This is a genomic window from Paenibacillus sp. KS1 (assembly GCF_001680695.1).
In the GTDB taxonomy this organism is placed as follows: Bacteria; Bacillota; Bacilli; order Paenibacillales; family Paenibacillaceae; genus Paenibacillus_B; species Paenibacillus_B suaedae.
Genome location: NZ_MAIS01000002.1, coordinates 49,466 through 69,235, shown reverse-complemented (window position 1 = coordinate 69,235; position 19,770 = coordinate 49,466). Strand labels below are relative to the sequence as shown.

At 48.8% G+C, this 19,770-nt stretch carries 15 protein-coding genes; 13 read left to right on the top strand and 2 right to left on the bottom strand.

Features of this window, described 5'->3' with window-relative positions:
* Both treP and treC read left to right on the top strand, forming a co-directional pair.
* Entirely contained in the window at window positions 1-1,413 is a 1,413-nt protein-coding gene (gene treP, locus BBG47_RS01095; protein WP_065290177.1) for a PTS system trehalose-specific EIIBC component, read from the top strand.
* A gap of 76 nt (window positions 1,414-1,489) precedes the next feature.
* Window positions 1,490-3,190, top strand: coding sequence for an alpha,alpha-phosphotrehalase (gene treC, locus BBG47_RS01090; RefSeq protein ID WP_302621931.1), 1,701 nt, complete (start codon window positions 1,490-1,492; stop codon window positions 3,188-3,190).
* A 173-nt stretch (window positions 3,191-3,363) separates the two neighbouring features.
* Here the strand turns inward: treC and BBG47_RS29745 are convergent, their stop codons facing one another.
* On the bottom strand, window positions 3,364-3,723 hold the full coding sequence (locus tag BBG47_RS29745; RefSeq protein WP_065290176.1) for a hypothetical protein: 360 nt from the start codon (window positions 3,721-3,723) through the stop codon (window positions 3,364-3,366).
* A gap of 294 nt (window positions 3,724-4,017) precedes the next feature.
* On the opposite strand from BBG47_RS29745, the gene BBG47_RS01080 reads away from it, so the two are divergent.
* Together BBG47_RS01080 and BBG47_RS01075 are read left to right on the top strand one after the other, a co-directional pair.
* A complete protein-coding gene (locus BBG47_RS01080; RefSeq protein WP_065290175.1) occupies window positions 4,018-4,821 on the top strand; it encodes a DUF2935 domain-containing protein in 804 nt (267 codons plus the stop codon).
* 119 nt (window positions 4,822-4,940) lie between these two features.
* The gene (locus tag BBG47_RS01075) at window positions 4,941-6,128 is read left to right on the top strand and encodes a stalk domain-containing protein (RefSeq protein WP_065290174.1); all 1,188 of its coding nucleotides are present in this window, start codon (window positions 4,941-4,943) and stop codon (window positions 6,126-6,128) included.
* Window positions 6,129-6,183: 55 nt separating this feature from the next.
* Here BBG47_RS01075 and BBG47_RS01070 read toward each other — a convergent pair whose 3' ends face one another.
* Window positions 6,184-7,059, bottom strand: coding sequence for an AraC family transcriptional regulator (locus BBG47_RS01070; RefSeq protein ID WP_065290173.1), 876 nt, complete (start codon window positions 7,057-7,059; stop codon window positions 6,184-6,186).
* Window positions 7,060-7,280: 221 nt separating this feature from the next.
* Between BBG47_RS01070 and BBG47_RS01065 the strand changes: the two genes are divergently transcribed.
* The 9 genes from BBG47_RS01065 (at window position 7,281) to BBG47_RS01030 (ending at window position 19,428) form a co-directional block, all read left to right on the top strand.
* Entirely contained in the window at window positions 7,281-8,918 is a 1,638-nt protein-coding gene (locus tag BBG47_RS01065; RefSeq protein ID WP_065290172.1) for a spore germination protein, read from the top strand.
* 25 nt (window positions 8,919-8,943) lie between these two features.
* Window positions 8,944-10,059: a GerAB/ArcD/ProY family transporter gene (locus tag BBG47_RS01060; RefSeq protein ID WP_065290171.1), complete on the top strand. Its 1,116-nt coding sequence runs from the start codon at window positions 8,944-8,946 to the stop codon at window positions 10,057-10,059.
* Window positions 10,043-11,362, top strand: a complete 1,320-nt coding sequence (locus tag BBG47_RS01055) for a Ger(x)C family spore germination protein (RefSeq protein WP_083189019.1) — start codon at window positions 10,043-10,045, stop codon at window positions 11,360-11,362. Before BBG47_RS01060 ends, BBG47_RS01055 begins: the two co-directional genes overlap by 17 nt.
* Before the next feature lie 149 nt (window positions 11,363-11,511).
* Complete coding sequence (locus tag BBG47_RS01050) at window positions 11,512-12,567, top strand: PTS sugar transporter subunit IIC (RefSeq protein ID WP_065290170.1); 1,056 nt, start codon at window positions 11,512-11,514, stop codon at window positions 12,565-12,567.
* 246 nt (window positions 12,568-12,813) lie between these two features.
* Entirely contained in the window at window positions 12,814-14,112 is a 1,299-nt protein-coding gene (locus BBG47_RS01045) for an SWIM zinc finger family protein (protein WP_254659722.1), read from the top strand.
* On the top strand, window positions 14,061-14,441 hold the full coding sequence (locus tag BBG47_RS30580; protein WP_254659721.1) for a hypothetical protein: 381 nt from the start codon (window positions 14,061-14,063) through the stop codon (window positions 14,439-14,441). The genes BBG47_RS01045 and BBG47_RS30580 overlap by 52 nt, the downstream gene beginning before the upstream one ends.
* Entirely contained in the window at window positions 14,438-17,464 is a 3,027-nt protein-coding gene (locus BBG47_RS01040) for a DEAD/DEAH box helicase (RefSeq protein ID WP_065290169.1), read from the top strand. Before BBG47_RS30580 ends, BBG47_RS01040 begins: the two co-directional genes overlap by 4 nt.
* An 88-nt stretch (window positions 17,465-17,552) precedes the next feature.
* Window positions 17,553-18,227: an SOS response-associated peptidase gene (locus BBG47_RS01035; RefSeq protein ID WP_065290168.1), complete on the top strand. Its 675-nt coding sequence runs from the start codon at window positions 17,553-17,555 to the stop codon at window positions 18,225-18,227.
* Between the two features lie 262 nt (window positions 18,228-18,489).
* Complete coding sequence (locus BBG47_RS01030) at window positions 18,490-19,428, top strand: PD-(D/E)XK nuclease family protein (RefSeq protein WP_065290167.1); 939 nt, start codon at window positions 18,490-18,492, stop codon at window positions 19,426-19,428.
* The last annotated feature ends 342 nt before the right edge of the window (window positions 19,429-19,770 follow it).

Genomic DNA, 19,770 nt, shown 5'->3' with positions numbered 1-19,770 from the left:
ATGGCAGTTGATCAACGTTCGGTTGAGCAGATTTTAGAAGCCATTGGTGGAAAAGAAAATATTTCTGCGGTTACGCATTGTGTGACGCGACTTCGCTTTGCTTTAAATGACGAAAGCATTGTTGATCAGCAAGCTTTGGAGAAGAATGAACTTGTCAAAGGATCATTTGCGACGAACGGGCAGTTCCAAGTCATTATCGGTCCAGGACTTGTACAGAAGGTGTACGAGAAGCTGCTTGAGATTAGCGGTGGGGAACGAGCGTCTACGCAGGACATCAAGAATGTGGCATCCAAGAAACTAAACCCATTGCAGCGTGCAGTGAAGGCGCTTGCAGATATCTTCATTCCGATTTTGCCTGCTATTATTACGGCAGGTCTATTGATGGGGATCAACAATATATTGACTGGCAAGGGCATCTTCTTTGCGGATCAAGCCTTCATTGATGTATATGCTCAGTGGAAGGGTTTCGCGGAGATGATCAATCTGATCGCCAATACCGCCTTCGTCTTCCTGCCGGGGCTGATCGGCTGGTCAGCGGTTAAAAAGTTCGGCGGCAGTGAACTGCTCGGGATTGTACTTGGCTTAATGCTTATCCATCCGGATTTGCTGAATGCTTGGGCATATGGGGATGCAGTTGCGAATGGTACGGTACCGCACTGGAACTTGTTTGGTTTTGAATTCGAGAAGATTGGCTATCAAGGGCAAGTGCTTCCTGTACTTGTATCTGCTTTCTGCTTGGCGAAGATCGAGGGCTTTCTGAACAAGCGTGTGCCGGATGGCTTCAAGCTGCTGTTGGTCGCTCCGACTACGCTGCTTCTTACCGGGTTTTTGTCCTTTATCGTGATTGGACCGTTGACCTTCACAATCGGCAACGCCATCACATCGGCTTTCGTTGGAATTTTCGAGCATGCGGCTGTACTGGGTGGACTTATTTACGGCGGCTTGTATGCGCTGCTTGTCGTAACAGGTATGCATCATACATTCCTGGCAGTCGACCTGCAGCTCATTGCAAGCACGGGCAGCACGTTCCTATGGCCGATTCTCGCCTTGTCCAACATTGCGCAGGGCTCGGCGGCGCTTGCCATGGTGTTCGTTACTAAGGACGAGAAGCTGAAAGGGATGTCTGTGACCTCGGCGATATCTGCTTACTTGGGCATTACCGAGCCTGCGATGTTCGGTGTGAATCTGCGGCTGCGGTACCCGTTCATCTCAGCGATGATCGGCTCTGCATTGGGCGCAGTCGTTATCTCAGCATTTCAGGTAAAGGCCGTGTCTATCGGCGTTGGCGGATTGCCAGGCTTCCTATCTATCTTCCCGCAGCAGTGGGTTCCATTCTTCATCGGCATGGCGGTGGCGTTGATTGTACCGTTCGTCATTACGCTTATTATCGGGAAGACGAAGCGTCAGGCATAATTAGGGCATTCAGAACGATACACAGAGCGATTCCTATATCGTACTAAAAATAAGAACTACATGGTGGTGCAAGACAATGACACAACAATTGGAGCAGGAGTGGTGGAAAAAATCCGTCATCTATCAGATCTATCCGAAGAGCTTCAACGACACAAACGGTGACGGAATTGGGGATTTGCAGGGGATTATCGACAAGCTGGACTACTTGAAGGAGCTCGGAATCGATGTCATATGGTTGACGCCGATTTACGAATCTCCGCAGAGAGACAACGGCTATGATATTAGCGATTATTACCGTATCCAGCCGGAATACGGCACGATGGATACATTCGAGAAATTGTTACAGAAAGCGCACGACAAAGATATCCGCATCATTATGGACATCGTCGTTAACCACACCTCGACGGAGCACGTCTGGTTCAAGGAGGCTGCAAGCAGTACGGACAATCCGATTCGCAACTACTATATTTGGAAGGATGGCGTGAACGGAGGGGAGCCGAACAATTGGCAGTCTAAATTTGGCGGCAGCGCCTGGGCGTATGACGAGAAAACGGAGCAATATTATTTGCACTTATATGACGTTACCCAGGCTGATTTGAACTGGGAGAATCCAGTGCTGCGGGATAAAGTGTACGACATGATGCACTATTGGCTGAATAAGGGCGTTGATGGATTCCGGCTGGACGTTATCAATGTGATTTCCAAGGATCAGGACTATCCGAACGATACGCTGGCAACAGCTACGGCTGATGGACGCAAATATTACACAGACGGGCCGCGCATTCATGAGTTTCTGAAGGAGATGAATGCTCGTGTATTCTCGCAGTATCCGCACATGTTGACGGTTGGCGAAATGTCGTCGACGACGATGGAGAACTGCATCAAGTATACGCACCCGGATGAGCGCGAGCTGAGCATGGTGTTCAATTTTCACCATCTGAAGGTCGATTATCCGAATGGGGAGAAATGGGTTAAAGCCGACTTCGACTTCTTTCAGCTTAAGCGGATCATAAGCGAGTGGCAGGTTGGCATGAATACAGGCGGGGGCTGGAACGCCTTGTTCTGGTGCAACCACGATCAGCCGCGGGTAGTATCTCGTTTCGGCGACGACGGCGCCTATCGTGTACAATCGGCAAAAATGCTGGCCACGACGCTGCACTTGATGCAGGGCACACCGTACGTGTATCAAGGGGAAGAGCTCGGCATGACGAACCCGCACTTCTCACGTATTAGCGAGTATCGGGACATCGAATCGATCAATGCACATCGCTTGCTGCAGAAGCAGGGCGTTCCCGAAGCGGACATAATGGCCGCACTGCAGCAGAAGTCGCGCGACAATTCGCGCACGCCAATGCAGTGGGATGCTTCGAATCACGGAGGCTTCACGACGGGGATCCCTTGGATCGGCTTGGCTCCGAATTATCGTGACATCAATGCCGAGGCGGCGCTGCGCGATCCGGATTCGGTCTTCCACCATTATCGCGAATTGATTGCACTGCGCAAGCAGTACGACATTATCGTGCACGGCGACTACCGCCTACTGCTGGAAGACGATGCGCACACATTTGCTTACATGCGCACACACGGATCAGAACGATTGCTCGTCATCAGCAACTTCTATGGCGAGGAGGCGGAGTTCACGCTTCCAGTGGAAGTATCACTACACGGTGAAGCGCATATCCTTATCAGCAATTATAAGGATACACCGAGTACGATCCAACAGCTTACACTCCGACCTTATGAGTCTGTGGCCTTTCTTATCGGGAAGCATGACTAGAGAAAATAGCAGCAATGCTTGGCAGAATCCTGCCGGGCATTGCTTTTTTTAATGGGAGAGACAGAGGGGAAAAAAGAAAGCAGACAGCTTCTTCTGACATCTTCTAATGAAGACAGAATCCTGTCAGTCGGCTGTCTGCTTACTGGTTTGTTCAGGTCGTTAACGGCCTATTTTTAGTATCCTCTATATCCCGTTTGGGGAGTAGTGTTTACATGTGAGACGTAGTGCTGCGTATCGTTCACCTGTGGATACGTATGGGTTACATACCCCGCTGCATAACTGGTTGGTGCAGTATGTGTTTGATGGGCGAGGTTAACAATTTGCTGCAATTGTTGTACAGCAGTTTGATGGCCTTGAAGTGCAGTTTGTATCACATGGGCAGCATGCTGTTCGATTTTAGCAAGCTCCTGTAAGCGAACTGCGTTCTGCTGCTCTTGCTGCAACAACTGCTGGTATTTTTGCGTTGCTGCATTGGTTTGCTGGATTAATTGTTGCGCTAGTTGTTCGATTTGCACAGTATTCGTATGTGTCATTGGGCAGACTCCTTTTTATCCATAGTTTCGTATGGTTTCATCTTCCTTATATTGTCTAGCTTGATTGTTATTTATGCATCGCGGCTCTGGCCATAAATCGTTATATGTAAAGTAAGTTGTTTGGATTAGTGAGCGACTAAGCGTTTTGTTCCACCAATGAGATTGTAATAGGCGGTTTGGTGAACTACAGTACCAGTCATAAAGATATGAGATATAGCAGATGCGGAGATCTAAGTTATTAATTTTAAGCCTCCTTCATAAACCTTTGTTAGAACGATAAAGGAGGTCATCCCGTTGAATCAACCAGCGTTGTTTGAGCATCGCTTCTGGCTGCAAATTTTAGGCGATCATGCAAGATTCATCTTCAATGCGCTTTCCCCGAAAGAAACGTCAGATATACAGACTGCACAACAATTTATTCAAGCGTTCGATCAGCTTCTTCAACAAGCACGAGGGCTGCAATCAGATGCAGAGATCGGAACACTGAACCAGCAAGCCTACACGCTAACCATCAATCTGCGACATTTTAAGCTGAGTATTCTTGAACGTCTGATCCTTGGGCGTGTTACAATTGCGTTCACTCCAACCTTTATCAATCACATGGTGAATGAACTTGAGGAATACTTACGTATTTTAACCAACCTATTGGAAGGCAAGCCGGTTCCCCAATTTGATGCACTGCACCATGATTTCCTTTGGTTGCCTGACGCAGCGGGTCATGCTGCATCTATTTCCAGCGATTTGGATTTTGTAGAAAAGCGATTGATTCAGAAAAGTAAGGATTTTGAAGAGCATTTTCAACAATTCTATTTAAAGAGTATCGAAATGGCAGGGTACATGCGGACACAGCTTCGGGATTTTCCAGCGTTCCGCAGATTTCATACTGACGTCGATATGGAGATGAATTTGTTCAGAGCCTTTTTGAAGGAACTGGAGGATTTAGAATTGTCAGCCGAAGTGCTTAGTCGCATTTCCCCGCTCATACCAGATCATATGATGAGGGAAGAGTGCTATTATTTAATGAAGCTAGCACAATTAGGCTTAGTACCTGATCCGGAATGCAATCCAGACCATCCAAGGATAGATGAGAAGGTGTAATATTCCGCTGCAAAGCGGTTTTTTACTTTTCTCGAACTTCATTACGATTAAGCTATGTGCAACCCTTTCGGCTACTGACTCGTCTAACCAAGTAACTAGATAATGTAGGAGACGATATCATGAAAACATGTATGGCTTTACTTATATCTGTTATGCTGGCTTTTGGTGGTGGATCGAGTTCTTTTGCTCAGGAGTCAACTTCATCATCCCATACAACAAATGAGACGCTGGATGTAGCCAAGATGTATCGTGTTTCCCATGAGCTTATTATGGATGTTAACAGCGGACAAGCCGTGTTTGATGGGAGAAGCTTATCTCTTGATAAGCCAATCATGAAAAACGGACGTGTTTTTGTGCCTTTGCGCACACTGCGTGCAACAGAAGCCGTTAACCTATTAAAATTTGACGCTTCTACCCAGCAAGTCCAGGTCATCATGAATAGCGAACTGAAGCCCCCCTTTGAACAGCTTTTCTTTCGGGTAGGCTCCGATAAGGTTTATAAGGAAGACGGATCTGCCTTGCCTGGAGCAACCATCGCTAAGCCGTTCATTGCCAAAGGCGTCACTTACATACCGATTCAAGCCTTGACTTATGTGGGCATCAGCCCAGCTACTGCGAAACAGATGGTAACGCTGAAGTGGAGCAATAAAGTCATCGAACTTCTACAGCCAAAGTGGGAAACGGACAAGGACAGCACAACCTTTACGATGCTTTATCAAAAGGATATGAATACGCCATCAGTCGCGACCGCCTTGAGCGGAGGAGGCTGGTTAGGGGGCAATGATCATGCCAAGGTCTTGAAAAAAGACATTTCGCTTGATGGTCGACAGTATAATCGAATCGAGTTTACCCTACCGCTCCGCCCCGGACCAAATGCGTTGAGAATTACAGCCGTGTCAGGTGGTGAGAAGTCTATTTCGGTTATGCGGAAAGTTTCAAGTGAAGGCGCCACCCCTGTTCGTCTGTCTGATGAGGGGAAAAAGTACATCGCTATTGATCCATCTGCATCGGGTTATGTTCGCACACCGCAGGGAGGTTCAATCGACATTGCCGGTCGGGTGGTTGCTGGGAACGAGAAGCTTGGAGCGCTTAGCTTCACCGTGCAGCAATATGATAACGAGCAGGCTGTCAAATCTAATCCTTATAAGGACATCAAGGAAGGAAAGATGCCTATCCAAGAACAAGCCTTTAAAGGATCGGTGAAGCTTCAGCACAAAGGCTACTATCTGATTACACTGTATAGCGCCGACAATGTTCCGGCATTTGACCGCGGAGCTTGGGCAGAAATCGTTGTTGAAGTGTATTGATGATAATTGAAAAAACCCTTGATTCGGTTATACTACCGAATCAAGGGTTTTCTGCTTATTCTGCTTTTTCTATTACGCCGATCCAGTTTTCGCTGTATACCTGATGTGGGTCAGACATATCTCCGGTGAAGCAAATTTCAGGCACCTTGATTAACTCGTAGGAAGATGAAGGAAGCCATTCAGAGGCGATTTTTGCCCATGTCTGCTGAAGGGTATGAGGGTAGGAACCAACTGAGCTGAATATGGCCCATGCACAGGCTGGCACTTCAACTACCTCAAAGCCGTCAAAATCAGCATCAAGCGTCGTAATCGATCCGATGAGATGATCTAGCTCCCCCTTTTCTTCATTACGTCCTTCGCAGAAATGATAAGATGCATTGACCACAGTGGTGACGTCGGTATTTCGATAGCTTTGGAGTTTTGTCCGCTGTTCTACGGTAATCGATTGAGCAAGCTTCAGAATGTCAGCATTCTCGCCCTCAAATACGATGGGCACGCGGCGCTTCACACCCACAAGCTTGAAGGCGTCTTTCCGTTCGATTCGATAATTCATGTCGATTCCTCCTTGAATAGTGAGCTGGAAGGTCATGCGCGGGAATACCTTCAGATGATTCAGACCTCTCACTTCCGAAGGAGCAACCCCAAGCCAATCCTTGAATGCTCTCGTGAATCCGTCCACCGAATGGTAGCCATACTTGATCGCGATATCAATTACCTTAACGTTACTCTTGTGTAATTCCTGACCGGCTTGAGACAGCCTGCGGTTGCGAACATACGTGTTCAGAGACATACCGGCCAAATAGGAAAAGAGTCTTCGAAAATGATATTCCGAGGTTCCTGCAAGCCGAGCCACCTGGGCGTAATCGATGTCCTGATCCAAATTGTCTTCGATATAGCCCAAAGCAAGATTCATATCCTTCAGCATATCCATATCATGCCCTCCTTCGACTATCATTGTAGTGAGGTTAAACAATCGACATCCGACATTTCGCGTATGGAAATGGTCGTTACGTATGATCTAGAATATCCGCAATTATCGAATCATGAAAGCTTGGATGTCAAAATACCTATTTTGCCATGGTAGTCCTCATCATCTTCCACGAAATGCATATTCAGGAAACTGCGGGGCATATTACGGAAAGGTGATGAAAAATGTGGCAGGCGATTGCGCCTTATATACCAAGCTGGCAAGCATTCGCGCAAGCGGCGATTGCAGGCATTGTTCCTTATGTATTATCGAAGATTATGTCTATCACGATGAAGGATGAAAATGATCAGGGGAATCGGAAAGCCGAGACGGCTTACGAGGGGTTTGTAGGCCATTTTGAGGAGGATCTCAATAAGGTCAAGGAAGATATCGGCCAGATGGAGGATGTCAACATACGATTGTTCCAGCTCGGCTACACGACACAGCGTGCAGCGCTTGTGTTCGTTGGAGGGATTTCGGATCGGGACTTTATTGATAAGCACCTGCTGAAATCCTTGATGGGCGAGCTTCGGCCACCATCTGAGGGGGGAGCAGTTGCTTCTCCTGATTATAAGTATACGAAGGAATATTTGGTCGAGCATATTCTCCCTGTCGGATCAATGAAGGAGAATATGATTGTTAATGACTGTACGTACGACGTGTTGAAGGGCGATACGGCTTTGTTCATTGAAGGGCATATCGGAGCCATTATGTTCAATACGAGGAAGGTGAAGGTGCGCGGCGTGGACGAGCCGCCATCTGAGGTACTCGTACGCGGACCAAGGCTTGCCTTCAATGAATGCCTCGTTGACAATATGACGCTGCTCAGGCAGCAAGGTGAGAACAAGAAGCTCACTTTCATTCATCGCCGTGTCGGAACCCGGGTACAACGTGAGATGGTTCTCGCATACATCGAGGATATAGCTGATAAGCAGCTCGTTACCGATGTGCTGGATCGCATTAGCAAGATCGATATCGATGATGTTCCGGATTCAAGCTATATAGAACAGCTGATTGAGGATAATTACTTATCTCCTTTTCCGCAGCTGCAGAGTACGGAACGGTTGGATCGAACCTTTTGTGCCTTGATGGAAGGACGGGTGGCGATTTTTCTTGAGGGAAGCCCGTATGCTGTGCTTGCACCGGCGACGTTCACCATGCTGCTTCAATCGCCGGAGGATTATTATGAACGATGGATGGCGGGGACGCTAGTTCGTTGTCTGCGGTATTTTGCGGCATTTGTATCAACTTTTGGCCCTTCCTTGTATATTTCCTTGATCTCGTTCCATCAAGGTCTGATCCCAACGAAGCTGGCATTGTCCATTGCAGGCACCCGTGTTGGCGTTCCGTTCCCTTCAATCATCGAGGTGCTCATTATGGAGGTGGCGCTGGAGATCTTGCGCGAAGCGGGTCTTCGCCTGCCGAAGCCGATTGGGCAGACGGTCGGTATTGTGGGCGGTCTCGTTATCGGAGATGCTGCGGTTAGAGCGGGTATCGTCAGTCCGTTCACGGTTATCGTTGTTGCAGTAACGGCGATAACCTCCTTCGCTATTCCGCAATACAGTGCAGGTATTTCTTTGCGCATTTTGCGGTTCATCGCGATATTTTTTGCATCGATCCTTGGCTTGTATGGTGTTGTTCTGTTCTTCTTAGTGCTATGCAGTCATCTCGTTAAGCTGAAGAGCTTCGGTGTGCCATATATGAGCCCTGCTGTGCCTTACCGTTTGTCAGATTGGAAAGACTTCATTTTGCGTGCCCCGCTAAGGCTGATGAAGAAGCGTCCCAAGATGCTGGACACACGTAATCCGACCCGTGAGGAGTAGCAGATAGAAGGAGCTGTAGAGAACCATGAGTCAACCCATTGGATTGAATGAGAAAATTACGACACAGCAGGCGGCTGTATTTGTAGCCAATTATATACTGGGAGTGGGGATTCTAACGCTCCCCCGAGCAGCAGCGGAGAAGGTGAAGACACCGGATATATGGCTGACCGTCATTCTCGGCGGCCTTGTTGCTATGATAGCAGGCATTATTGTAGCGAAGCTCAGTCAGCAATTTCCAGGTAAGACCTTTTATGAATACAGTCAGCTTATTGTAGGGAAATGGCTAGGGATCGTGCTGAATGTGTCGATCATTATTTATTTCATCGCGACATCCGGTAATATGGTGCGAGCCATGTCGGAAGTAATGAACTTGTATTTGCTTGAAGGTACTCCACGCTGGGTGGTGATTATGTCCTTCCTGTGGGTGGGCATATATATCATGGTCGGTGGGGTAGCTGCAATTGCTCGCTTCTTCGAAATTGTATTTCCGCTGACGGTCCTGATTATTACGGGCTTGGCTCTGTTAAGCTTTAAAATATTTGACGTAAATAATTTAAGGCCCGTGCTAGGGCAAGGGATAGGTCCTGTATTGAATGGTGTGAAGACGACAGGACTTTCTTTCTCCGGCTTTGAAATATTGCTCGTACTGCAGGCGTATATGTCAACACCGAAGAAGGCTGTTCGTGCAGTTGTAATTGGCATTCTCATTCCGATGCTTTTTTACGTGGTTACTGTAGTGATGACAGTTGGATCTTTATCCATTGCTGGTGTTGTCAGCCGCACCTGGCCTACGATCACGCTGTTCCGCAGCTTCGAATATCCGGGGATCTTATTTGAACGATATGAATCGTTGCTGCTGGTCATTTGGGTAATTCAGATCTTTACTACATATGCGATTACACATTATGCGGCTGCGCTTGGCATGGCACGAATGACAAATAAGAATATTCGTCCGATGCTGTACTTGCTTATTCCGGTTATCTATATTGCCTCCATGTCTCCCAGAAATATTAATGATCTCTTCTCTATGGGAGATCGTTTAGGTGACGCAGCCATGGTGATGTTCGGGATATTACCTATTATTTTGTTAATGATTGTGAAGTTGAGAAGGAGAATGGCAAGCGATGAGCAGGAACAATAAGTGTCAGAACGTATCCAATCGTTGCTGCAATGTTGTCTTAGATGCTGCACAATCAGGTGGGCATTTGCGGGAGGATAAGCCAAGGAGATGCAAGCTGACAGCTATGCGCATTGCGATCATCTCACTTAGCATCCTGCTGCTCAGTGGGTGCTGGAGCCGAAGAGAAATAGAAGATTTGAACATTACAGTAGCTGCAGCGTTGGACATTGGCCACATCTCGTCAGAGGAGCAAGAATTTGAGAAAAAGGGTGCAGATTATCCGCGTAATCAGAGGATTACATTAACGTATCAAATGGCGAAGCCAGAGCAGTCTACAGGGCAAGATGCATCAGGAAGCAAGAGAAAATATCGAAATGTGTCCCTGTCTGGGGATTCTTTATATCAGATTTCGAGAGAGACTTCCTTGAAGGAAACGAATCCAATATTCGGACAGCACTACAAAGCGCTGGTCATCGGTTCTGACTTGGCGCAGCAACTGAATTTGCGAGATGTACTGGACTTCTTTATGAGGGAGCAGGAATTTCGTCCTAGCTGCTTGGTTTATATTAGCCGGGGAACAGGGAAAGAGGTATTAGATGTAAATCTCCCGGGAGACGTTCCAGCCTTTCGCTTGTTAGGGATATCTGATAATCACTATCGAACGAATCGTTTATTGAAGCCCTTGTCTCTCACCAACTTGCTGGAGAAGTTGAATTTGATGACCAGTTTCATGATACAGAATGTCGTCACGGCCAAAGGGGAGCTGAAGCTGTCGGGAGCTTCCATTATATCAGGCAGTACAGGCAAGCAGCTTGGCTATCTTGACGAAGAGGATATGGAAGCGGTGAACTGGGTTCTGGGCGGTAGCAAGGGCGGTGTAGTAAAAAGTAAGGACATCATCACCAACCAAGTATCTGTATATGAAATTACCAACGTGAAAAGTCAAATTACACCGCATGTTGAAAATGGCCGCATTTCTTTCGATGTAAAAGTAAAGTCGGACGGTCGGTTAGGCGAGCAGATGATTAGCGATGGCAATGACTTTGACAATAAGTTTATTCGTCGCTTGGAAGAAGATGCTGAGAAGCAGATTAAAGAACTGGTGACCAAATTGCTGGATAAGCTGCAAAAGAAATACCACGCAGACGTGCTAGGGTTTAGCGATAAGCTGCGCATCGCATATCCTCGCCTGTGGGAGAAAGAGAAGAAGACATGGGATGAAACGTTCGCGACGACACCGATACGTTATGATGTCCAAGTAACGATTAGAGAATATGGAACGACGAATATGAGAGCGCGGCAAGTAGTAGGGCAGGAGGGTTAGTCGGGTTCTATCAATTCGTAGGTTGGGTATTATATACAGTGAAAATCCTGCTCTCCAATTGTTACAATGAATGCACATATAGTCTTTCGGATTCAAAATACATGTTTACACACATGATTTGCCGCAGCACGTGCATTGGGGGAGAGAAGATGCAAATCATTCAAGGGACAGCCTTGCTGTTGCTTGTCCTTTCTTTATTTAGTTTGTTCAGCTTCAGAGCACCTAACGGAATGAAGGCGATGGGAGCCTTGGCGAATGCTGCTGTTGCCAGCTTCTTGGTTGAAGCTTTCCAGCGCTATGTTGGCGGCGATATGCTGCAGCTGGAATTTTTAAGAGAGGTAGGAGTGACAGCCGGCGGCATGGGAGGCGTGGCTGCCGCTGCACTGGTGTCTCTGGCAATGGGAGTGTCGCCTGTGTATGCGCTTATGCTGGGTGTTGCGTGTGGCGGACAGGGGCTGCTTCCTGGCTTCATTGCGGGATACGTCGTCTCGTTCCTGGTTAAAGTATTCGAGCGGAAGGTGCCGGCAGGACTTGATCTTATCGCCTGTATTGTGGTCGCAGCGCCACTGGTGCGTTATTTGGCGAAGTTCGTAAGTCCTATCGTAGATGCAACGCTGCTCAACATTGGCAGCATTATTTCGGCTACGGCTACCGATAATCCGATTATTATGGGCATTATTTTGGGTGGTGTGATTACAGTCGTTGCGACTGCACCACTTAGCTCCATGGCCTTAACGGCTATGCTCGGCTTAACAGGATTGCCGATGGCAATCGGAGCCTTGTCCGTAATGGGGTCATCATTTATGAACTTCGTGTTCTTCCATCGCATGAAGTTCGGTGATCGTCGTACAACACTTGCAGTCGCTATTGAACCTCTGACACAAGCTGATCTAATCTCAGCGAACCCAATCCCGGTGTATGTCACGAACTTCATTGGGGGGGCAGCCGCTGGGGTGGTCGTGGCGCTTTTTGGGCTGGTCAATGATGCGACAGGGACTGCAACACCGATTGCGGGACTTATGGTGATGTACGGTTTCAATGATCCAGTTATGGTTACGATTACGGCCGTGTTATGTGCATTAGCTGGAGCTGGAGCAGGATTCCTTGGTTCGATTCTATTCCGCCATTATCCGATTCGTACGGTGGCTGAGGTTCGTGGCACACATCCTATTCAGGCTGATTCAACCAGTGAATCAGCAATATAAATCGGGGAGAAGAAGGATCATGATAATCTGGGCATATCCCCAATCTACAAGGCATGCATATACGTTAATCAGGCGAGGGCGGAGCTTGCGGATCTGATCGATTGAGAGTGTTTCCACATGGGAGACGCTCTTTTTCTTCTATATTCCCGTTTTTTTGTGTAAACTGAAAGGATACAGAATTTCGCGGATGCTTGCGATCGGACAGGTCTTGGAAGAGCATTGCCGCAGTAATGGAGGGTATTGACGTTGCAGCAACCGGACGTATCTGTGGACGACATCAACCGCTTAGCCGGGCAAATGAAGGAGCACTATTCGTACGCGACGCTGGAGCAGGGATGGCGCTATTACCGCAAAAATGCAGTATCCCATGTGCATGAGGACGTGGGGAAAGCTCGGGTGATCAGGGCTGAGGTGCATGAGACGGAACGCTATCATGTGAGCCTCCATATGAAACGTATCGAGGCGAGTACTTGCACTTGCCGAACTGGGAATGAGTGCAAGCATAGGGCGGCGCTGTTCTTCCAATTATGCGAGGCAGCAGGGAAGAAGCCTGAACTGTACCTGTCTGATTTCCGTCAAGCCTTCATTGTGCTTGAGAGACAACGTACTGCTGCTCGCAAGCGTGAAGAACAGAAGGCCGAACGGGAACGCCGCGTTAGAGCGAGTCAGATGACCTTATCAGCAGATGCTTCCGCCAAGGACTGGCATCTCTTATTTCATAGAAAATATGCACGGCCGTTTACAGACTTCCAATCCTCTGTAGTGGATATTACCAAGTGGGTTAAGGAGCAGCTGTATCGTGACAGCGAAGCGATGGCTGAGCCGGTGCGCACGCTGCTGCGCATGCATGTTCAGTTGTTCTTGATTCAGCAATTGGCTGAACGCTATGCGCAAGCTGCGCGAGGCTACCATTCTCGCGATATTTCCGCGGATGATGCTGTTCGTCCTTGTATGGAGGAGCTTACAGAATTAAGCCGCCGCTTCGCAGGCTCAAAGCTACCAATGGCCTTTAAGGAGCATCTTCGCCACTTAGGTGTCGTGGCAGAGCAGGTGGCGCTATCTGAAGAGGAGTCCCCTGTAGATAGACTGGCTGCCTTTGCGCTCGTGTGGTCGGGGGTACTGAACGATCCCGAAGAGCTGCAGCTTGAGCGTGCACGGCTTAAGGAGAGGTTGAAGCCGTTATCCGAGCTTCGTCCACGCCTGCGTGATTCAATTCGGGTCGCGCTTATCCATATTGAATCGTTGCTTGGCTGTGACGAGGATGCAATCGCTCATGTGCATTCACTTACTTTCTATAATGAACCTGAGCGATTTGTACAGTATGCTAACGATCGAATGCACAGTGGAGATCACGAGAAGCTGCTGATGTGGTTGAAGGCGCTGGCTCCGATGGTCAGCCAATCCCGCCAACGAGAGCATTTGGAACGGTATTGGATGTTGTGGAAACAGGCTTATGATGCACACGTAGGTATGCATCAAGAACTTGATTGCTGTTGCTGGCACTGCTGCCTGGTATATACCCGTATCTGTCTGCTTTCCTCCTAGAGCAGGGAAGATATCGTGATTGGGCTGATATTCAGATCGCACGCCGCATATCGCCGGGGGAGGCAGATGCGGCTGAATGGAGGCAAGTCGCTGCTGCGGCGCCAGACATGCTGCTGCCGTTATATCATCAGGCCATTGAACGGCATATTGAGGAACGCAATCGCGATCAATACAGGATAGCGGTTACCTTGCTGCATGAGCTGCGCTCGATGTATGAACGCAAGGGCTCTCTTTCGACGTGGGAGAGGTACATGGATAACTTGCTGGAACGGTATTCTCGGTTAAGAGCATTTCAAGAAGAATTGAGAGGAGGGGCACTGCTGACATGATCGAACAATCGCCTTGGAACGTGGAATGCTTGAGACGAAGCGACGGTACATTCCTGGTATTTCATAGTGGAATGAGGCGGGACGTGCGAACACTGAAGCATCTGTTGTTCGGTTGGCATGCTCCTTCCTTCTACGGCACGATGCTCCCTGTAGAGGGAGAGGGGCGTATTGAAGGGATTGTTGTTACCGCGGCTGAAATGCTGGAGGTGATAGCGATGACGCCGCACGTAGGTTGGACAGAGTTGAAATCAGGAGACAGCTTCCGCATTCTAAGTGAGGCGGCTAAGCTGTATATGGTTCTGCTGCAAGAGGGGCGATATGAGCCGTCTTACGACAAATGGAAAGCGGGTGCATTCGGCTGGGAACTGCTGCTAAGCGAATCCGAGCAGAAGCAGCAGCGCGAATTGCTTCACCAAGCGCAACAGATCGAGCATCCCGAGCTTGTCGATTGGTTCGATGTGTTGATGACAGAACTGCTAACGGATAATCAGGAGCGAGATTCATTGCGCGCTGCCGCTCGGCGTGCACGTCCGGAACTGGAGGAGCTGCGCATTCCCCTGCAATCATCGCAGTGGACGGGGGAGCAAGATTGGCTCGAAATGATAGGCTGGACCCGAGATGAGACGCCCTTCCGTGTTGTGCTTCGTATTGATGAGCCGGAACAGGAGCGGATGCCTTGGGCGCTTCGCATCTTGCTGCAGGACAAGATGGATCCGAATGCTCAAATTGCATGCGTATTGAGCGAGTATAGGATTGATGGCGAGATCAGGAGTCAAGCGAAGGCAGCTGCTGGAGATTTTCCGGAAGAATGGAAGCCGTTCCTCCAAGAGAGGCTGATTCGAGATATCGGAAAGGTGCTGCAAATCGCCCCTTGGCTTGAGGATTCCGGGGTTAGCCGGAAGTTTCTATTGGAGCAGCCGGAACACACCAGTATGCATGAGACAGAAGCAGGTTTGGAAACGAAGCAAGAAGATCAAGAGGACACAGAGATCCGTTCTCTCCGATTGAAGACGAAGCTTGGCGAAGAGGATGCATGGCGGTTCTTAGCTGAGGGAAGCCTTCAGCTAGCAGAGGCTGGGTTCCGGGTCATTGTGCCTGCTTGGTGGCAGCGTGTGCGCCAGATGAGAACTCGGTTAAAGGCTAGGGTTCCTTCTTCCGCAGGTGCCTTCTCCGCTTCTGCGATGGGATTGAATCAGATGATTCAGTTCGATTGGAGACTCGCGGTAGGTGACGTGAACTTAAGTGAAGCGGAATTCCGTCAGCTCATCGAACAAGATCGCAGGCTGGTTCAACTTCATGGCCAATGGATTCAATTGAATCCGGATGACGTGAAGGAAATTCGCCGCTTGATGAAGCAAGTCGATGGCGGTGGGATGACATTCGGCGAGGTGCTTGAGCATCATATGGCCATGGAACGGAAGCGTATGGAGGAAGGGCTGCTGGATGAAGATATTGAGCGTGACAATAGCCTACAGCTTGAACTGGAACTGAATGAGCAGTTGCAGCATTGGCTAGGCATGCTTCAGCATCATGAATCGATCCCACCTAGTGAGTTGCCGGTAGGATTGCAGGGAACCCTGCGGAAGTATCAGGCTGATGGATACTCTTGGCTCATGTTCCTTCGTCAATTCGGCCTTGGCGCCTGTCTTGCGGATGATATGGGGCTTGGTAAGACGATACAATGGATAGCCTATGTCCTGAGAGTGAAGGAATTGGAACCGACGTCAGGGGCTTCTTTATTGATTTGTCCAACTTCACTTATTGGGAACTGGCAGAGAGAGCTGGAACGATTTGCGCCGAATATTCGAGTGTATTTGCATTATGGTGCTGACCGAATCCGGGATGAGCGATTTGCAGAGGAGATTCGCATGGCTGATGTGGTCATCACAACATACACGTTGGCCTTGATGGATCGTGAGCTACTATGGCCAATCATGTGGAACTCGCTATGCTTGGATGAGGCGCAAAACATTAAGAACCCTTATGCGAAGCAGTCTGCAGCCATTCGGAAGCTGCGCGCGAAGCACCGGATTGCCCTGACAGGTACACCAATGGAAAATCATTTGACGGAGCTGTGGTCGATCTTTGATTTCGTAAATCCAGGATATTTGGGTACGTTGGCACAATTCCGAAGAACGTACGTGAATCCGATCGAACGCAGTCGAGATGCAGAGTGGACGAAGCTTGTGCAGCGACTTGTGCAGCCATTTCTGCTGCGCAGGCTGAAGCGGGATCCTGAGATTCAGCTTGACTTGCCGGATAAGAATGAATCGAAGGTCTACGTTCCTCTGACCGCGGAGCAAGCTTCGGTGTATGAGCAGACGCTGCAGACACTGTTCGAAGATCTGGATCGACTCGATCCAATGGAACGAAGGGGCAGAGTGCTCACTGCGTTGACGAAGCTGAAGCAGGTATGCAATCATCCATCACTTGTGCTGCGAGACCGAGTATCTGGACGGGATTCCGCTCGTTCAGGCAAGCTGACACGCCTGCTAGAGATGTTGGATGAGCTGCAGTCGACGGGAGAGCGGAGTCTTATCTTCACACAATATGCTGAGACGGGCAAGCTGCTGCAAGAGGTGCTGGAGCGAAACATGAAGGAGACCGTTCCGTTTCTGCATGGCAGTGTGCCGAAGGCAGAGCGGGATCGCATGGTTCAGCGTTTCCAGGACGAGTCACTTCCAGCAGAAGAACGTCCGCGCATCTTCATCCTGTCACTGAAGGCTGGTGGAACGGGACTGAATTTGACAGCTGCCAATCATGTGTTCCATTACGACCGCTGGTGGAACCCAGCGGTGGAGAATCAGGCTTCCGACCGGGCATACCGTATTGGGCAGACGCGGAATGTGCAGGTGTATAAGTTGATTGCACTCGGCACGTTGGAAGAGCGAATTGACGATATGATTGAGCAGAAGCAAACCTTGAATGAGCAGGTAATTGGCGGTGGAGAGAAGTGGATTACAGAGCTGTCCCCAACCGAATTGAGAGAGTTGTTCGCCTTAAGGCGGCATGTCATGGAGTAAGGGATTTGTCCTCATTCTTCTGCGTGGAATGGTCTGCATAATTTTTCTAATTATACAGACAATAATGTCCATGAGGAGGATGATGGACATGTGCAGGAGACTTTCGATTTCCGCTGATCTATCAGAGATTGAACGGGCATTTGGCATTGAGCAGGTGCTCTACCCCTATCAACGGCGCTTCAACATTAGTCCGACACAGACGGTGCCGGCTATTAGGGAGCTTGAGGGTAGACGTGTGTTGGATGAATACCGGTGGGGGATGGTTCCCTTCTGGGGCAAGGATTCACTGAATGCTGATATTTATTCCATTCATACGAATTCAGCATACTGGAAGCTGACAGAGCGACAGCGGTGCATCATTCCGTGCAGCGGGCTCTATTATTGGCGGCAGGAAGGCAAAAAGAGTTATCCCGTTCATGTGGTGCTTCGCAAGCAAGGGATCTTCGGCGTAGCGGGATTGTACGAAGTATGGCGCGACGCACAAGGGAGAGTGCAGCAGACTTGTACGCTGCTAATGGCGCGTTCCAATGAGCTAATTGCGGAATTCGAGACACGTATGCCAGCTATATTGGATCCAGAGGAGGCCGATGCGTGGCTTCGCCCAGTCTCGACTGAGATTGAGGCGCTTGCCAGACAACTGAGACCCTATACTTCGGAACGGATGAGACTATACCCGGTTACCTCGCTGATTGAGAATGAGCAATATGATCATTCGGACTGCATTCAGGAATTGGATGTAAGGCTTGGCCGAATTAAGGCCTGACAGCAGGGGGAAATAGGGGGTCAGATGACGGTTCAGGATTCAGATGGACAATATCGCGATGAACAACAAGGAACAATGCTCTTTATGCAGCCTTGACTCGAACAATCGGGTCGAGGCTGTTTTGCTGTACTGCACTTATGGTCAAGTGGTTGCAGCTGACAGCAGGTATAGGATAACTTCTCCCTTTTATGTATGGTGATCATGCTATAATAGCTTTTACAACTGAAGTTCGGTGAGCGAATTGGGGAGAGGGGAGATTTCCATGCAGCGTAAGCCATACCCGGAATGGTCATGGTCGCCGTCGCGTCATGTGCTGTTCGAAGAGTGCAGACGCAAGTATTTCTATCATTATTATGCCTCGCACAATGGATGGTTTCGTGATGCGCCGCCATTGGCAAGGCAGGCCTATCAGCTGAAGCAAATGACCAACCTGCATCTTGTATTCGGAGAAGCGATGCATAAGATGGCAGAGGCTGCATTGATGCAGATGAACCAATCCAGTCGGGTGATGGACGCTGAGGACATCGTTCGGCGAGTACGAAACTTGTTGAATCAGGCGTATACGGACTCGCTCGACGTGGAGGCATGGAGAGAACTTCCGAAGCAGCGCACAATGCTGCATGAAATGTACTATGGCAAACAACTGCCAGCCCGTACCATTGAAACGATTAAGGCTCGGATCCCGATACTGGCCGACCGTTTTCTGAACAGTCTCAGTGTGCAGCATTTTAGACAAGATTCGGGTGTCCGGCTTATGGAACTGGAACGCTTAAATACAATATTGTTAGCAGATACGAAAGTATATGTGAAGCTGGATGTCATGTTCCGTCAGGATGATCAGTACATTATTGTAGATTGGAAGACGGGGCAGGAGGATGAGCGCAATAAGACGCAGCTGCGCCTGTATGGATTATATGTGCACCGGGTGTACGGGGTTCCCTATGAGAAGCTTGATATTCGTACAGAGTATCTACTCAGCGGCAGCTGTGTAGAAGATCATGTACATGAAGAAGAGATGGAAGAATTAGAGCGCCACGTTATAGATAGCATGCTGCTCATGCGTGAGTACTTGGAGGAGCCGCTCCGCAATCAGCCGCTCTCGATTGAAGCATTCGAGCCGACCGAAGAGACTAGACGTTGTCGTCGTTGCCCTTTTTTGGAGATATGCGAATACGGGAACCGAAATGAGGCCGTATCGTAGCCATATGAAAATAGACGCTTCCATCTCCACCAGTATAGTGGTGGAGATGGAAGCGTCTTTGCATTTTTTGTGGAAGACTGATCCGTTTGCTACTGACGAATACGAATTGGGGCAGTCTATGAGATGAGCTGATTTTAAGGTGTAAATTGGTCTGGAATGTTCTGTTCATTATTGATGGAAAAGAGGCAATTATTCTTGAAATAGAAGCGGTATGGGGAGGGAGGAGGCTAGGTAGGAGCGCATTTTGGCAGAACATTAAAATAATCGTTTGAATTTATGAATGGAACCGTGTATACTACAACTACAGAAACATTCAAACATTCGTTTGATTATTGTAATGAT